16 protein-coding genes and 1 pseudogene are annotated in these 17153 nt (G+C 44.5%); 6 read left to right on the top strand and 11 right to left on the bottom strand.

Annotated features, from left to right (window positions below):
* Positions 1-38 precede the first annotated feature (38 nt).
* Positions 39-515: a DUF6790 family protein gene (locus MKY28_RS04305; protein ID WP_026080959.1), complete on the bottom strand. Its 477-nt coding sequence runs from the start codon at positions 513-515 to the stop codon at positions 39-41.
* 423 nt (positions 516-938) lie between these two features.
* Between MKY28_RS04305 and MKY28_RS04300 the strand changes: the two genes are divergently transcribed.
* Positions 939-1364, top strand: coding sequence for an Rrf2 family transcriptional regulator (locus tag MKY28_RS04300; protein WP_036668516.1), 426 nt, complete (start codon positions 939-941; stop codon positions 1362-1364).
* 110 nt (positions 1365-1474) lie between these two features.
* Positions 1475-2332, top strand: coding sequence for an SDR family oxidoreductase (locus MKY28_RS04295; protein WP_340935113.1), 858 nt, complete (start codon positions 1475-1477; stop codon positions 2330-2332).
* A 203-nt stretch (positions 2333-2535) separates the two neighbouring features.
* Here MKY28_RS04295 and MKY28_RS04290 read toward each other — a convergent pair whose 3' ends face one another.
* The 5 genes from MKY28_RS04290 to rnhA form a co-directional block, all read right to left on the bottom strand.
* On the bottom strand, positions 2536-3075 hold the full coding sequence (locus MKY28_RS04290) for an RNA 2'-phosphotransferase (protein WP_340935111.1): 540 nt from the start codon (positions 3073-3075) through the stop codon (positions 2536-2538).
* Positions 3076-3106: 31 nt separating this feature from the next.
* On the bottom strand, positions 3107-3547 hold the full coding sequence (gene imm48 / locus MKY28_RS04285) for an Imm48 family immunity protein (RefSeq protein ID WP_051447381.1): 441 nt from the start codon (positions 3545-3547) through the stop codon (positions 3107-3109).
* Between the two features lie 309 nt (positions 3548-3856).
* Positions 3857-4846, bottom strand: a complete 990-nt coding sequence (locus MKY28_RS04280; protein WP_036615222.1) for a serine/threonine protein kinase — start codon at positions 4844-4846, stop codon at positions 3857-3859.
* Between the two features lie 299 nt (positions 4847-5145).
* On the bottom strand, positions 5146-6015 hold the full coding sequence (locus MKY28_RS04275; RefSeq protein WP_036615225.1) for an alpha/beta fold hydrolase: 870 nt from the start codon (positions 6013-6015) through the stop codon (positions 5146-5148).
* 332 nt (positions 6016-6347) lie between these two features.
* Complete coding sequence (gene rnhA / locus MKY28_RS04270) at positions 6348-7001, bottom strand: ribonuclease H (RefSeq protein ID WP_036615228.1); 654 nt, start codon at positions 6999-7001, stop codon at positions 6348-6350.
* Positions 7002-7155: 154 nt separating this feature from the next.
* Between rnhA and MKY28_RS04265 the strand changes: the two genes are divergently transcribed.
* Positions 7156-7788, top strand: a complete 633-nt coding sequence (locus MKY28_RS04265; RefSeq protein WP_340935108.1) for a DUF421 domain-containing protein — start codon at positions 7156-7158, stop codon at positions 7786-7788.
* A 142-nt stretch (positions 7789-7930) separates the two neighbouring features.
* On the opposite strand, the gene MKY28_RS04260 is transcribed toward MKY28_RS04265, so the two are convergent.
* Positions 7931-8698, bottom strand: a complete 768-nt coding sequence (locus MKY28_RS04260; protein ID WP_340935107.1) for an ABC transporter ATP-binding protein — start codon at positions 8696-8698, stop codon at positions 7931-7933.
* Between the two features lie 2 nt (positions 8699-8700).
* Positions 8701-9777: a FecCD family ABC transporter permease gene (locus MKY28_RS04255; protein WP_339287244.1), complete on the bottom strand. Its 1077-nt coding sequence runs from the start codon at positions 9775-9777 to the stop codon at positions 8701-8703.
* A 166-nt stretch (positions 9778-9943) separates the two neighbouring features.
* Here MKY28_RS04255 and MKY28_RS04250 point away from each other — a divergent pair, with 166 nt between their 5' ends.
* Positions 9944-11008 carry an ABC transporter substrate-binding protein gene (locus MKY28_RS04250; protein ID WP_340935104.1) on the top strand — a complete coding sequence of 355 codons (1065 nt, stop codon included), beginning with the start codon at positions 9944-9946 and terminating at the stop codon, positions 11006-11008.
* Positions 11009-11230: 222 nt separating this feature from the next.
* Complete coding sequence (locus MKY28_RS04245) at positions 11231-12436, top strand: MFS transporter (protein WP_340935102.1); 1206 nt, start codon at positions 11231-11233, stop codon at positions 12434-12436.
* A 94-nt stretch (positions 12437-12530) separates the two neighbouring features.
* On the opposite strand, the gene MKY28_RS04240 is transcribed toward MKY28_RS04245, so the two are convergent.
* The gene (locus MKY28_RS04240; protein ID WP_100528533.1) at positions 12531-12983 is read right to left on the bottom strand and encodes an Lrp/AsnC family transcriptional regulator; all 453 of its coding nucleotides are present in this window, start codon (positions 12981-12983) and stop codon (positions 12531-12533) included.
* A 170-nt stretch (positions 12984-13153) separates the two neighbouring features.
* Between MKY28_RS04240 and MKY28_RS04235 the strand changes: the two genes are divergently transcribed.
* Positions 13154-14338, top strand: a complete 1185-nt coding sequence (locus tag MKY28_RS04235) for a serine hydrolase domain-containing protein (RefSeq protein ID WP_340935101.1) — start codon at positions 13154-13156, stop codon at positions 14336-14338.
* Positions 14339-14396: 58 nt separating this feature from the next.
* Here the strand turns inward: MKY28_RS04235 and MKY28_RS04230 are convergent, their stop codons facing one another.
* The gene (locus MKY28_RS04230) at positions 14397-15758 is read right to left on the bottom strand and encodes an amino acid permease (RefSeq protein WP_100528531.1); all 1362 of its coding nucleotides are present in this window, start codon (positions 15756-15758) and stop codon (positions 14397-14399) included.
* An 859-nt stretch (positions 15759-16617) separates the two neighbouring features.
* A pseudogene (sigK, locus tag MKY28_RS04225) lies at positions 16618-17118 on the bottom strand (RNA polymerase sporulation sigma factor SigK); the annotation flags it as partial.
* Positions 17119-17153 lie beyond the last annotated feature (35 nt).

Raw genomic sequence — 17153 nt, 5'->3', positions numbered from 1 at the left:
GAGATTCAAGCTGTGTAAGGCAAAAAATCAGTTACAGCTTAGTGCATTACCCAGATTCCACCAGCCAATACGGAGAGAACCGTGATAAACGTTTGATACACCACATCCATAATGAGATTCCCGATACTGTCTCCATCTGCCTTGCGATTTTTAATCATGACATAAGTATGTGACCAAAGACCACTTAATCCGTATATGTACATCGTTACCAATACACCAACCCAAAAGTTCCCTTGGAACCAGATGGCCATAATCCCCATAACTCCAAGCCCTACCTGGGAAAAACCGTATTTAACCTGAAATGGTCCACCAGGCCATCCTAACATTTTGGCTGTCTGATCCGCTCTGGCAATGTTGACAACATAACCAATCACTCCAACCAATCCAAACGTAACCACAAACTGATGAAGCAGCAACACCCTGCTAATCTCGCTCATTTCCCCGGGAAAACCTAACACATATAGGTGTACTCCCCCTGAAATTAGACCTAACAACCATAGAACCAAAAACCACATGCCTGTCCCACTCCCGCCGTTTGTTATTTGGAATCATTTGTAACTAAATGTACAATCTTGTAGTTAAACACATTATATAATCGCTTTTACATTTGTCAATTCATACATAATTTTCTAGTTTGTCGAAGCTTTTGTCATTTTTCTTCTTCTGTACGCAAACAAGAAAACCATATAGTTCCATTTAACTTGAAAATAATAGGAATTTAGCCCTATTATTACATTAAAAGGTTTGAAACCTACTTCTTTTTTAACGCTTCAAAAGAACCACAACTCATTTATTTGACATAGCTGATAGTTCAATTATCATCTGTTTGATCATCTACGATTACAGAACAACAGCAACTATCCATTAAAATATAATATAAAGGAATTGACATCCGATCTCTTTGTAACTATTATAGTTACAACGGTGGTGATTATCCCATGAGACAAATCAGCAGTCGCTTTTCCATTGCGGTTCATACCCTGTCCCTGATCGCTGTTATGCCCAATGAATGCACCGGAGATGTGATCGCGCAGAGTGTGAATACAAATCCCGTGATTATTCGGCGGATTATGTCCAAGCTGAAACAGGCTGGACTGATTGACGTCAGACCCGGTGTGGGTGGTGCTTCCTTGTTGAAAGATCCAGCCGACATTACCCTTCTTGATGTATATCGAGCGCTTGAGGTCGTGGAGGATGGGGAATTGTTTAACTTTCACAAACATCCGAATCCGAAATGTCCAGTCGGCAACATGATTGAACACACCTTGCGTGCCGAACTCATTGAGGCTCAGACAGCCATGGAACAGCGCTTGAATCGTGTAACCATACAACAGATGATGGATCAGATTCATGTCTCTGAATAAAAAAGCTCATAATGAGCTTTTTTTAACCCTTTCGTTGTAATCACACCTGTTATAACAATTTTGATTACATCCATATGCAAACAAAACACATATCCTAGGAGGAAAAGAAAATGAAAATTTTGGTTACTGGCGCAACAGGTCAATTGGGTTCACTGGTTGTAGAGGCATTGTTAAAAAACAATTCTGCCAAGGATGTGGCAGTAAGTGTACGTAATCCGGAAAAAGCGGAAACATTCCGCGCTCAAGGCGTTGAAGTACGTCACGGTGATTTCGATCAACCAGAGACGTTGGAGAAAGCTTTCGCTGGTGTAGACCGTCTGTTGCTCATCTCAACTGATGGTGACAATGAAACGCGTATTCGCCAACATCAGGCTGCCATTGACGCTGCCAAGAACGCAGGCGTGGGATTCATCGCTTATACAAGCGTTGTGAATGCAGAGAAAAACACCCTTTCCCTGGCGGAAGTTCACCGCGCTACAGAAAAAGCTATTCGTGAATCCGGCATACCGTATTCCTTCCTGCGCAACAACTGGTACCTGGAAAATGAAGCAGGCAGTGTGCAAGCAGCTACCCAAGGTGCACCTTGGGTTCATGCCACCAACAACAGCCAAGTAGGCTGGGCTACCCGAAGTGACTACGCCCATGCTGCTGCAGCTGTTCTCGCAGGAGAAGGACATGAGAATACCGTATATGAATTGTCCGGCAAACTGCGCACTCAAGCTGAACTGGCTGCCATTGTTGGTGAAGTGCTCGGACAGGATATCAACGTGCAAAACGTGGACGATGCCGCTTATGCTGACATCATGAAAGGCGCAGGTCTACCGGACTTTGTCGTGTCCATGCTCGTTGATATGCAAGGTGCCATTCGTGAAGGCGCACTGGCTGTAGAAAGTGATACCTTAGAGAAATTGCTTGGCCATCCAGCTCAGCCACTTAGCGAAGGTATTAAAGCAATTGTAGGCAAGTAAGTTTTGGATATGAGAAAGGGACACACCAACAAGTGTTGGATGCGTCCCTTTTTTTGTGTAGCTAACGATCAATACAACGGTATACAACTTGAACGGAAGACTGCACATTCAATCCATTCATTGCGACTGTTGCAATTCGAGATAGGTATTTATGCTTTCCACAACAGTTCATCACTCATTGCTCACCAGTAACTGCTCACTGCTCACTGCTCAAGAATATAACGTGCAGGAATGTGATCGGCCAGCCAGATATTTTCGTTTCCATGATAAAAGAGGATTCCGTCTGTGGCCGCTTGAGCAGCATTGATTTTCAAAATGACAGGCTGATCATCTCGTCTTCGTCCCACCTGATTGGCTGTATCGATGTCTGCGGACAGATGTACATATTGCCTTTGCCGCGGCTGTAAGCCATGTTCCATAATAGAATTTACTGCGCGTGCCGGGGTCCCATGGTACAGGGTTTCCGGTGGCTCAGCAGATATTTTCGATATCTTATGAGGTGTCGAATGTCCATACAATGCCCGGATGCGGCCAGAACGGATTTCATGTCTCTTTTTCTCCGAGGCTTGAATCATCTGCTCCAGATCAACTTGCGTGACTCCCTTCCACTGCGGACTTTCATGTAAAGCCACCAGCAATTGCGAGATCTCCACCCAACCCTCTTCGTCCAGTTCCAGTTCATACTCCCATGGTGCATGTCGCAGAGCGTATGAGAGTTCCTTGCTTAATTTCATCAGATCCAATGCAATCATCTCCCACATCTAATAAAACCGTCTATTTTTGCGATTGAACCGCTGTTAAAATCTCCTGAATGTTACGTTCCAATCCTTCATCGTTTTCCTGGTTGAATTGGCGGTGTCCATCAATCCCACGTTGGATAATCGTATTCATCACCGGATGAACCTCACGATCAGAAGCCACCCGAATCAGATCATCGGCAAAATCAACCGCCTGCTGTTCACTGTAATTAAACGGTTTAATCAGCATCCGAATGCTCAAGGCATGGGCCTGCGGCTCCGCCAGCTGATCCCGATGAGTGATGCCATACACCGCGCCAAAACCAAAAGCAGCCATGACCTGACGCTCCAGTTCTGTTGTCTGTTCCAAAGGCGTGCCAATCAGCTCACACATTTTGTCCACCATCTGCTCCAACTCGTTTGCTGCCGCAGCCAGAATTACGTCATTAATATCGTCAGCGTTGATAAATTCAGTCATATTGGTTTTCTCCATTTCTGCACCGTATTTGATCCATTCTCTCAGACTCTATGAGAACATTGTATCGGAGTTGGGGTGTTCGTTTCAAATTCTATCTATAGGTGGAGCTGTTAATCACGGCATGATTTATCGTCTGGCTAACTTCGAGACGAACTCTATAAAATATAACGTCATTCAATTACATCCGATTCCCTATAACATAATAAATAACAAAAAAACCAAATCTCCTCTTTTATAAGTCGACTTGGTTTAATTTATTGTACGAATATGCTCATCTAGCATACCATTTTATAAAAGAGGTGTTATAACTCAAGCCATCTCATGTTGCTTTTTCGACTCCACTTCATAGACCTGCGTATGTTCATTCTCGGCTAAAGACCATTCCACTGTACCTGGCTTGCGCACTTTCCATACCCAGGCTTGAACTCGCAGCGAGCTTCTGACCCAAGCTAAGGAAGCACAGCGTTTCTCAGAACGAACCGTCAACCCCCAATGAATAACACGAGCGAGCCAAGGATTCACATACTCATTATGTGAGCGAACAGATGGCAATTCATCCTGGAACAACCGCTGTTTCACGTCCATAGGAGGTTGCCCGCATGTCCAATAATGGAGCAGAGCTGCCAAACTATAGATGTCCGACATCGGTCCTTGACTAGATTTCTCAGAATAAAACTCCAGCGGAGAATAACCTGCCGATGTAAATATCACCTGTTTCTCTCCGGATTGCATAGGCCAACGGGTAGCTGAGCCAAAGTCCAGAAGTTTGGGTGTACCATCCTCCATAACCATAATGTTGGAAGGTTTCACATCCCGGTGAAGAATGCCTTGCTTATGTATGTAATCCAATGTATCCACCAGTGGAAGCAGCGTCTCCGTTATGAAAGCAGCATCAAGAGCATGATTATGTTCATTCAAATACTCGGTCAATGTGATTCCCGTGCAGTATTCCATAACCAGATACCCCGTACCATTCGCTTCAAAATGATCCATATACGATACAATATGGGGATGATCTAGTTTCGATAATAGTTCACCTTCGAGCAGAAATGCAGCCAGTAACTCCTGATATTGCCCACCGTATCCTCGTGAAGAGCAGAACACCCCTCGCTTGTCTGCCTGCCGTTCAGCCATTCTCTGTGGGAAAAATTCCTTAATGGCTACTTTGGCACCTGTGTTACGATCTCGCCCTGCATATACAATAGCCAACTCACTGCTGGCCAATACCTGTCTTACCTGATATGTATCATTTATAATCACATTGCGCTGCAATGTCATTTTACAATTGTCTTTTCTCATAACAGACCTCTTTTCAACCTTGTCGATCGGAAGACTTTCCGCGTAAATGCATCACTTGGTTTAACCAGTCAGCAATTCATCGCCAACTATACATTTAAACCAAATGATGCAATTTGAAACACCTTCACGCGAAATATTTAAATATTAATGATATCAAGCCTTCTACGATATACTGCTAATCCCTATCCAAACTACTCTATAGAAGAAAAGCATTCTCTTATATAGAGTATCGACAGATGGATGTAATTACTTTATTAAACTGGAGAAAAACATTTCTCATCCTTCATTAACAGCTTTTATTAATAATTATTCTGTAAAAAACGCCCGATTTCCTCGTTCATCTGAACCAATACGTCCTGTGAAGGAAAATGTCCTGTATCATACTTGATGGCTTCTACATTCGTAATAATCTTTTGAGCTCGCTCAATACACTTATCCGCTGGGAAAAAGACATCCTTCTCTCCTACCAATAACAAGGTTGGTGACGTATAATTCACCAGTTCTTCTCGCTCCGTGAGCTTGGGCAGATCCTGATCTATGCTGACGTATTTAAAAAGTTTACCGATAATGTTTTTATCCATTTCTTTCATGCAGTTGCACGACATGTTGTCCGTAATTTTTTGCAAAGAAGATGGTGAAGACGTCATGCGGTACTTGACGAGTGGCAGCGTGATATCCTGAGCTGTTTTAATTTTGGAATTGACCGCAAGACCCGCAGGAGCAACCAATACGGCACACGAGATGCGTTCCGGAATATAGGTAGCTAGTCTGAGGATAATGCCTCCTCCAAACGATGGACCGATAAATGCACTCTTTTCAATATCATAGTGATCCAGCAGATCCGATACCCATAATGCCAAACTATCAAACCGTGTCGAGATACTCGCTTCCTCACTATAACCAGGATGACCAATCGTATCAGGAGCAATAATCCGGTATTCTTTAAATAAAGAAGAGAACCAGGACAACGTCATCGGATTCACACAATTACCGCCTTGGAGAATAAATAACGGCTTGCCATCTAGAGGACCCGTCAGTAAAACATGTGTCTTTCCAAAACGCGTCTCTACATACTCCCGAGTAAATTCCTCACCCAACTCGTTCAAATAAATCTCATACTCTTCAAGTATGCTGCTCTTGCCTTCTTCACTTCTATAAATGGAACTCATGTCTGCCTCCTGCAATATATACTCAAATACCCCATTCTATTGAATGGACTTGCTAATCAATGGACCAAAAAGATAAAGAGGGCCTGCAGATGACAGGCTCCTCCATATGTTTAACTAATCATATTCAGATGATTATAGAGCGGAAACTGGAAATTGTAAATAACGATTCTAATAGACCAGAAATTAAGGAGGCATCCTTTGGAAAAATCAATTTCATAACTCACTAAAAATGGATTTTTGCAACTAGATATAGACAAATTAAACCGCTTTGATCTATATCTAGCCTTAATTGAAGCAGCGAAAGGTATTATGAAATTAATACGGATAAATACCTACTTCCGGCCGTAATCTGCCTTGATTTCGCCCCACTGTTTGGTCTGCCATTTTAGCACTTTATTGCTGTACGTATTCGTCTGGAGCCACTGCTCGGCACGATCAATCATCAACCAGATCTCTTCCGTGGAGTTGTCTCTTGGCAACGTTGTGGCTACTTTTTTCTGCTTTAGCCATTTCATGGCATTGACCGAGTCGGTATACACCGTTTTGGTACTGCCTTCTTTTTTCAGATGTGCGAGGGCATGTACAATGGCTAAAAATTCGCCCAGATTGTTCGTGCCTTTGGAGATCGGTCCGACGGAGAAAATAACCTCACCGGTGCGGGTGTCTACCCCTTTGTATTCTACAGGTCCGGGGTTACCACGTGTGCCCACATCAACAGAGACGCTGTCGTAATCCACTTCCTCTGACGTTTCCATGCCAGCACTTCTTCCGCTACCAGCCGACTTTGTCTTCGACGCTCCGCCTGCACTTGAACCCCAGTTCCCTTTCCATCCAGCACGATACGCTTCTTCTGCGGCTGTTTTGGACTCATAGGATTTATATTTTGCTCCAGTATAATGATCCGTCTGCGCTTTGCAATCTGCCCATGTGTTATACACACCCGGCTTCTTGCCTTCCCAGACAACATAGTATTTCTGTTTTGCCACTGTAACCCGCTCCTTTGTTCACTTCATCAATACCCTATTGTAAACGATCCGGTGGGCGGAATGAAAGCTATGGATTTAGCCATCTGCATAATTCCTCCAACTCCAGAACAGTCTAAGAAACAAAGCGCATACTGGAATAGAAAGGAATATACGTATGGACTGGATATGGAAATCTGTTTTACTTGTACTTATCGGCATGATTCTGCTGCGAATTGCAGGACGCAAGTCGATCTCACAGATGAGTGTCGCCACAACGGTCATCATGATCTCCATCGGAACAACGATTGTACAACCCATCGCAAATCATGAGCTTGGCAAAGCGATTGGATCAGCATCGGTCTTCATTTTGACATTGCTTGTAGTGGAACAACTGCAATTGAAATTTAATATTTTTGAACGGTTAATGAGTGGCAGTTCCAAAATCGTGGTAGAGGACGGAAAGGTCAATATCCCGAATCTGAAACGTATGCGTTATACGATGGATCAGCTTGAGATGCATATGCGACAGCACGGAATTACAAGTGTAGACGATCTGGAGACAGCAACGGTGGAGCCCAATGGTCAACTTGGTTATGTCCTGAAACGACATGCTCGTCCCGTGACGATTGGAGATCTGGAAGAGATCCTACGAAGTTATGCGATTACAGGTAGTAGTCCAGCAACGGGAGAACACCCCCAACAAGACAACAGCAACAAGTCTTCAACGCATAGCGATAATTCCTCAGATATTTTTCAAGAAGTCAGCAAAGGTGCTCATGCTCATCCCGTTGATCCTAAGCTTCAATAGTTAATCCCTACCCCACTTAAAAACAAAAGACCGGCCCTGCGAGCATGCAATAACATCACTCTAACAGGTACGGTCTATGTTCATTTCAATTGATTATTTCGAAAGATTGCTCCAGGTCATCCAAACGAAGATATAGTCCCAATCAACGTGTACTCAGGTAAGCAATGCCTAAGCCGCCCGTAACCGGATTTGTATAGATTTCACAATCGACATCGAACACCTCACCAATCATCTCGCAAGTCAGAATATCAGCCGGTTTGCCATGAACCACAATCTGGCCCTTTTTCACTACATAGAGATAATCGCAATATTCTGCGGCGAGTTCGAGATCATGCAGCGCTGCCAGTATGCCAATGCCGAGTCCACGGACAATATTTAGAATCTGAAGTTGGTATTTGATGTCCAAATGGTTCGTTGGCTCGTCCAGGATCAGGAATTGGGGTTGCTGTGCCAAGACACGCGCCAATACGACACGCTGTTTCTCCCCACCAGACAGAGACACGTAATTGCGGTCTGCATGTCCAGTCAGATGTACTTTTTCCAAAGCCTGCTCTACGATTTCATGATCCCGTTCATTATCCGTCTCCAGCATTTTTTTGTGTGGGGTACGGCCCATCATGACCATCTCGCGTACTGTAAAATCAAAACTCAATTCATTAAACTGGCCAACAACGCCCATGTGTCTGGAAACAAGCTTTGGACTGGATTTGAGAATATCGGTATTGTCTAGAAACACCTTACCTTGCTGCGGTTTGATCACTTTATAGATGCTCTTGAGCAGCGTTGACTTGCCACAACCATTGGGTCCGATCAGTCCAACGAACTGTTTGCCGTTCACCTGTAATGAAATATCCTTGATGATGTCCGTGTTCAGCACGGAGATGGATACATTCTCTACGTTCAGCTTCATGTTTAATTTCCTCCAAAACCGTAGCCTTTTTTGACCAGCATATACATAAACATTGGTGCACCAATCATGGCCGTAATAATACCGATTGGCAACTCCACGCTGGATATGAGGGATCGTGCAATAACATCCGTCCAGATGAGGAAAATGGCTCCAAACAGCACGGATACAGGCATCACTTTACGATGATCGGAACCCACGAGACCTCTGACAATATGCGGAATAATGAGTCCAACAAAACCAATCATGCCACAGCTCGCCACCATAACACCTGTCACCAAAGCGGTTAACAGCATGTACACCCTGCGGTACACACTCAGATTAATGCCCAGTGTAACGGCTGCTTCATCCCCCAATAACATCGTATTAAGAACTCTGGACTGTAAAAGGAAAAATAGAATCGCCACAAGCACGACGATACCTACGAGTGGAAGTTTATTCCATCCGGAAGCCGCCAGGCTGCCCATGGTCCAGAATGTCACCGTTTTGATGCCTTCAGCATTGTTGGCAAAATAAATAATAAAGTTCGAAAAAGCGCTGCATAACGCGTTAATCACCATTCCCGCAAGCACCAGCTTGACCGACGTCATTTTCCCCCGAATCCCTGCCAAAGTCAGGACTAGTAATGACGCACCCATCGCACCGGCAAAGGCCCAGAAAGCCACCCCCGTCTGACCTAGCCACCCAATCGCACCGAATCCAATAAGAATTGCAAAGGTTGCTCCAAGTGAAGCGCCTGAGGATATACCCAGTATGTAAGGATCAGCCAGTGGATTCTGCACAGCAGCCTGCATAACAGCACCGCACAAGGCCAAGCCTGCGCCGATAAACATCGCCATCAGCACACGCGGGAAACGAATCTGCCAAATGATATCGGTAAAGGAACCTGCCTCAATGGGTGTTGTCCCCCACTGAAATCCCGTTAATTTGGTTAAAAGAATACGATATGACTCCGCCAGTGGAATTTGTACCTGTCCAATGGAAACTGCAATACCTACGGATATAAGCGTAATCATGATTAAAGCTGCAATCAGTAAAGCAAACCCGGATTTACTATGAATCAGAGACTCTCTTTTCCCCATACGCTGTGTTTGAACCTGAACCGTCTGTGCCATCTCTTCCCCCATCAATTCGCGTAAAATGTAGAACAGATTAAATTTAGCTATTTACAATGTGTTTTCTCGGATTATAATTGAGAATGATTATCTTTGTCAATTTAAAACACATAGAAAAGGGGTTCATCATTTAATGAAATTCACATCCAGAACCATTGGCTTTGCTGCTCTAAGTCTCCTGTTACTGCTGCTTGCAGCCTGTTCGAATGCATCAACTTCTTCCCCTGCCGAAGAGACAACTTCAACAACTAACACGACAGAAACTTCAGCTCCTGCTGGGAATACAAATAAAACGACGTACCCGCTCACCATTGAGAATTTCACGATCTCGGGTGAGGGTGGCGAGTGGAAACCCAAAGTGCAAGTATTCGATAAAGCACCTGAACGTGTTGTTGCGAATACCCAATCTGCGGCTGAGATGCTCATCAAATTAGGTCTGACCGATAAAATGGTCGGTGTTGCTGCTCTATACGGTTCCGTTACACCGGATGTGGCTGATGATTTCGCCCAAATTCCGGTATTGTCCAAGGATTATGTCGGTAAAGAGCTGGTTGTAGGTGCAAGCCCGGATCTGGTTCTCGGACGGGGCGACCTGTTCGCTGATGCAGACTGGGGCGTAGGTACCGTCGATGGATTGAATGACATGAATATCCGCACGTTCCTGCAAACGACGAATCACAAAGGCACACTCGATAGCCTGTATAGCGATATTGCACAACTTGGGCAGATCTTCGATGTTCAAGAAAATGCCGCAATATTCACGGAAAATCTGAAGACTCGTGTTGCAGCCATTAAGGCAAGTGTAGCCGATCAGCCTGATCATACTTTTGCTTATATCGTACCCGCTACGGAAGACACCATTACGGTAAGCAGCATGCAGAACGATACGTATCAGCTTGATGCACTTGGCCTGTTGAAGCTGAAAAATACGTTTGATGGTGTGCAAGGTGAAGTTAGTGTAGAGCAACTGATCACAGCGCATCCCGACTACCTGCTCTTGTCCGCGTATGCCGGTTCACCGGATATCGACAAACTGATTCAAAATCTGTATGCCAACCCTGCCCTGCAAAGTATGAACGCAATCAAGAACAAACAGATCTATGTCACAGATTTCAGCCAGTTCTGGGGTTATGGATATCAAATTCTGGACGGTATTGAGAAAATGGGACAGGAAATGAAAGCTAATCCGATGAAGTAATGACTTGAGCCAATGAGCAGGAGAAGACATTCTCCCTGCTCATTTTTTCAGTCCACTTTAGAACATACTAAATTAACGGATAAACTCACAAATTAAATTAAAAATCATGTTAAAACCTCCTTCTTACCTTTAATCCTGTATGCAAAAGTTTGATTTTTTCAGATAAGCTTATATGCATAGTTCTGGATAAGATTAAACGATAAGAAAAGAGGTTTTTTATTCATGGCCATTAACACACCCCTCCCAAAACAAAGGGAGCTGCCTTCCATATCTTCAGAACGCCTTCCGTGGGCTGGGCTTCTTGCATTAGCCATGGCGGGATTTATTTGCATCCTCACTGAAAGCCTGCCTGCGGGACTGCTGCCGCAAATTGCAAAAGACTTGGGGATCACAGAGGCCCTCACAGGACAGTTGGTGACTCTTTATGCCATTGGATCACTTGTTGCTGCCATTCCCTTGACTACTGCTACACGCGGATGGAGACGCCGACCTCTACTGTTAGTATGCATTAGTGGTTTTCTTGTCTTTAACACCGTTACCGCCTTATCTTCGGATTATATCCTGACACTTGCTGCTCGTTTCATGGCGGGAGTCTCTGCGGGTGTGTTATGGGGAATGACAGCAGGTTATGCTCGTCGGATGGTTCCGGATTCGTTAAAAGGTAAAGCCATGGCTGTGGCTATGGTCGGCACTCCGGTAGCATTAGCCCTGGGTGTCCCAATCGGTAGTTTTCTCAGTTCTTATGTCGGCTGGCGCCTCATCTTCGGGATGGTATCTCTTCTAACCGTAGCTTTAATCGTATGGGTTCTCTGGAGAATGCCGGATTTTGCCGGAGAGCCAGCTGGTGAACGTCTTCCGTTGCATAAGGTGTTTTTAATTCCGGGAGTTAGGCCTATTCTGTTTGTTGTTCTGGCCTGGATGCTTGCCCATAACATTCTATATACCTATATTTCTCCCTACCTTGCCCAGACCGTATTTGCTAATAGAGTCGACTTGATTTTGCTCATTTTCGGTTTTACTTCCATTGTTGGAATTTGGTTAACCGGCATGCTCATTGACCGATTTTTGAGGAGATTGGTTATCATTAGCTTGGCATCATTCGCTCTGGCCTCTGTCGTGATGGGAATCGCTACTCATCAACCTGTGATTATTATCCTTGGCGTCATGATCTGGGGACTTACGTTTGGCGGAGCCGCGACACTGTTACAGACTGCCATCGCTCAAGCCGGAGGCAAAAGCACAGATGTCGCCCAATCGATGCTGGTTACAGCATGGAATCTGGCGATTGGCGGAGGAGGCATCATCGGGGGCATCCTTCTTGAAGTATTTGGAGCAGGATACCTTTCTGGGGCGCTGTTTATCTTGCTTATTCCTGCGTTGCTTGTAGCTATGCGTGCTTATAAATATGGATTTACCAGAGCAAATTAACAGGAAGGCATTTTGCATGAGTTACACACAGGAGGAAAGAGGAGTTCACTTGATGTGGACTCCTCTTCTGTTTTTCATTTTAAAGACCAGAATCTTATTCTGCCTGTGCCAACAGATTTGGTCCTTCCACGAGATTCTTATGTGCAATTGGAGAAGACATGGTGATTAAAGTCATGTAAGTACCGTACGGATCACACTTGTTCTGAAACTCCTCGAGTCCCTGAATGGTATCTGTGAGGATTTTCAGCAAGTAATTGTACTCTCCGCTTATCCGATAACACTCCACAACTTCAGGGGACGCACGACAGAAATCCAGGAAAGGATAACAATCCCGCGTACGAAAAAGAACATAGGCTGTGCTCTGCTTGCCCAATTTGGATGGGGAGATCACGGTTCGATATTCCTCGATAACCCCCTTTTCTTCCATTCGTTTGACTCGTTCAGTAACGGCGGGCTGAGATAACCCCACCAATTTGCCTAGTTCGGTCATGGATAATCTCGCGTGATTCTCCAAGTGATACAGAATATGCTGATCTATTTCGTCCATGTAATCCACTCCTTTAAATACGTAAGATATATTCAGAAATTACCTTAAGTATATTCGCTAATTCATTATAATGCCTTTAACAAACCATGTAATACAAGATCAATCATTTATATAATAAACACAGTTATCCCGAGAAATCAAATACATCAGTTGGTGAGAGGAAGATAAACATGGGAAAAGAAGACATGACGACATTGCACACTTATGTGGATGAAGCTATTGATCGCGCTCTAAGCGAAAAAAGAATTGTAGGAACAGTTGTACAGGTTGCATTAGGAGGGGAACTGGTATATAGCCGGGCTGCTGGTTTCGCAGACAGGGAGCAAAAACGCACCATGTCGGAAAACGCTCTGTTTCGACTTGCTTCCGTAACCAAACCTATTGTCTCGACAGCAGCTCTGGCATTAATCTCACAAGGAAAGCTGAGTCTGCATGATCCGGTGACACGCTGGCTTCCTGCATTCCGGCCCAAACTTGCCAATGGTCAGGACGCTTTAATATCAGTACATCAGTTGATGACACACACCGCAGGCTTGACATACCGTTTCTTCCAAGAAGATCAGGGAACCTATGAGCTTGCAGGGGTATCGGACGGAATGGATTGGTCTGAAATGAGTCTGGAGGAGAATCTGCAAAGGCTGGCTTCTGCTCCGCTTCTGTATGAGCCAGGCAACATGTGGAGATATTCCATTGCGACAGATGTACTTGGTGCCGTTATCGAAAAGGTAACTGGGATGTCACTACGAGAAGCTGTTCAAACGCTGGTTACTCATCCACTCCACATGACCGACACTGACTTTGTTGCGGTGGATTCGGAACGATTGACAGCCGCATATGCTAATGGTTCTGAAGAACCGCGTCTCCTTCATCAGGAGTTGGAGCTGATTCCTTTTATTGAGGGTACTGCTGGCTTCCGACTGTCACCCAATCGTGTGAATCATACTTCTGCTTACTTGTCGGGCGGAGCGGGTATGGTTGGAAGTACCGGAGATTTTCTTACTTTACTTGAAGCATTGCGACTAGGAGGACAGCCTCTCCTTACAGAAGCCGTTGCGGCTGAGATGTCTACCAATCAAATCGGTGATCTCGTGATGCCATACTGGCCAGGCAGAGGGTTTGGCCTTGGTTTTACCGTACTTAAAGATCCTGTCGCAGCCGGTACACCGGAATCCCCGGGTACGTGGCGGATGGGTGGAACCTATGGTCACTCGTGGTTCGTTGATCCACAAAAAGAACTTAGTGTCGTAGCATTCACCAATACAGCACTTGAAGGAATGTCAGGCCAGTATACCACCGATATCTGTGATGCCATCTACGCGAGCATTCGTGAAGGCAAAGAGGCTGCAAGAATTTAAATACGAATAGCCACCCAATATCATTGGGCGGCTATTTATTTGGCAACGATGGTAAGACCTACTGTCTGTTACTGCTCAAATTTTTCTTTTTAAAAAGGTAGATCCCCGCAACAAGAATAAACCACACCGGCGTGACAAACAGTGCCACACGCGTGTCATCGGCCAATGCCAATACCACTAGCACAAACGCCAGGAATGCCAGGATCAAGTAGTTCGAAAACGGATATAGTGGCAGTTTGAAACGGCTGCGACTCGCCAGTTCCGGCTGAGTACGACGATATCTGAGATGACAGATGACCATGATGCCCCATACAAAGATGAAACACACGGTCGACACGCTCGTGATCAGCGTAAATACGCCTTCTGGCATGATATAGTTCAGAACAATTGCAATCAAAATAACAATCGTGGAGAAAAACAGCGCGTTGGAAGGGACTTTCCTCTTGTTCAGTCTTGCAAATGATTCAGGTGCGTTGTGATCCTTTGCCATGGAGAACACCATACGGCTTGTACTGAAAATGGCACTGTTACACGCTGACGCTGCGGAAGTCAGTACCACGAAGTTCACAATACCTGCTGCGGCTGCAATACCTACAGCGGCAAACACTTGTACAAACGGACTTTCAGTAGGCACAATGGCGTTCCACGGGTAGATACTCATAATAATCAGCAGTGCGCCAACATAGAAGAGCAGTACTCGGATCGGAATCTGGTTAATGGCTCTCGGAATAACCTTCTCCGGGTTCTCCGTTTCCCCTGCTGTGAGTCCCACCAGCTCCATGCCTACAAAGGCGAACACCACCATCTGGAACGATATGATGAATCCATGCATTCCATTCGGGAACCATCCCCCATGACTCCACAGATTGGTGAAACTTGCTGGACCCTGATCCGTCGTAAAACCTTTGAAGATCATATATAAACCTACAACAATAAGTGCCAGAATAGCCACGACTTTAATCAGGGCAAACCAGAATTCCATCTCCCCGAACAACTTGACCGTTGCCAAGTTCATGATTAGCAAAATGACCAGCGCAATTAACCCTGGCATCCATTGAGGTACATTTGGAAACCAAAACTGTGTATACAATCCAACTGCCGTAATATCAGCCATGGCAATGGAGATCCAGCAGAACCAATAGGTCCAGCCTGTAATAAATGCCGCCATATTTCCCAGGTAATCACGCACAAAATCGACAAAGGAATGATACTGCAAGTTGCTTAACAGCAGCTCCCCCAATGCACGCATGATCAGGAACAACACAACACCCGTAATAATGTAGGCCAGCAAGATGGATGGCCCTGTTAGCTGGATCGTTTTGCCTGCTCCGAGAAACAGCCCTGTACCGATCGCACCTCCGATCGCCATCAACTGCACATGCCTGTTCTTTAATCCCCTTGTTAACGTTTCTTGCTGCATGATCAACCACCACTCTCTTTCTGCAAATGCTCTCTACGATGTAAAATATTATTACTCATCATATAATAATCTGCCCAGAATACATATCCCTCTTTTATATATTTTTTTGCACAGCAAAGAGGCCACCTTTGTAAGAGGTGACCTCTTGATACGCTCGTATTTCATGCCCTGGCTTTTATGATCTTGAGTTACATCCGATCCATATTATCATCAGCCTATGTACATTCCTTTGTTATCCTCATGCCATGTCATGCTGATTATACATATCTATAGAAGTATATTAAAATATAAGCCAAGCATAGAGCGGCAACAACTAAAAAGGTAATTGCTAATGAACGTTCGTTTTTCCAAATTCGAATAGCATTAGCAACATTAATTATGAATAATGCAAGCAAGTTAATGGTACCCGAGTTTGATTGAAACGAGTTGAACACGATCATCATAAATCCTACGATCCAGATTAACAAAAACCACAGTGGAGTTTTCTGAAAAAGCTGCTTCATTATGATTTACTCCTTATATATTAAATTGGTCTATTTACAAGATATTCTTCAACAGGAATGGAAATTCCTTTATTTAGGTCATAATCCCAAATAATTAATACTATATAGATCAATTTTAAGCATCTTCACAGTAAAAAGGGCTCCCGATAAAGGTGCCCTCTGGTTGTTCAGCTATTCCTTTTGCTTATCCAATCTGTTCTGAGGATATCAATTAGTGTAATTTCATTGCCCTCTTTGTCCGTACCATTTTCAGAGAGCGCGGTGTATCAAATTTTCGATCTTAATGCATCTCGCTACAAATATGGAAGGTTCAGAAAGCACCATCTTTTTAACGAAAAGTGCTATCTAACCAGCAACTACTTTTGTTTATAAAACTCATGATACAGCTTCATTAACGCTCGTTTCTCAATCCGTGATACATAAGAACGTGAGATGCCTAGTTCCTTCGCAATTTCGCGTTGAGTTCGTTCCTCCCCGCCTGCTTCCAGGCCAAATCGACCGATTACAACTTCCTTCTCCCGATCATCCAGGATGTCTAGATTGCGATAAATTTTGCTTTTTTCAATCTTGAGCTGTACCCGATCTACAACATCATCAGCTTCTGTGCCAAGGATGTCGATTAATGTAATTTCATTGCCTTCTTTGTCCGTACCGATAGGGTCGTGCAGGGATACGTCTTTGCGTGTTTTCTTCAGGGAACGCAGATGCATAAGTATCTCGTTTTCAATACATCTCGCCGCAAATGTGGCAAGCTTCGTGCCTTTGCCTTGTTGAAAACTTTCGATCGCTTTGATCAAACCAATGGTTCCGATGGAAATCAGGTCTTCCTGATCTTCACCCGTATTGTCGAACTTCTGAGGATATGGATAATAGGAGAAGCTATTTTAAATGT

The organism is Paenibacillus sp. FSL R5-0473 (genome assembly GCF_038004565.1).
Classification (GTDB): Bacteria; Bacillota; Bacilli; order Paenibacillales; family Paenibacillaceae; genus Paenibacillus; species Paenibacillus amylolyticus.
This window is presented reverse-complemented; position numbering and strand designations above follow the sequence as displayed.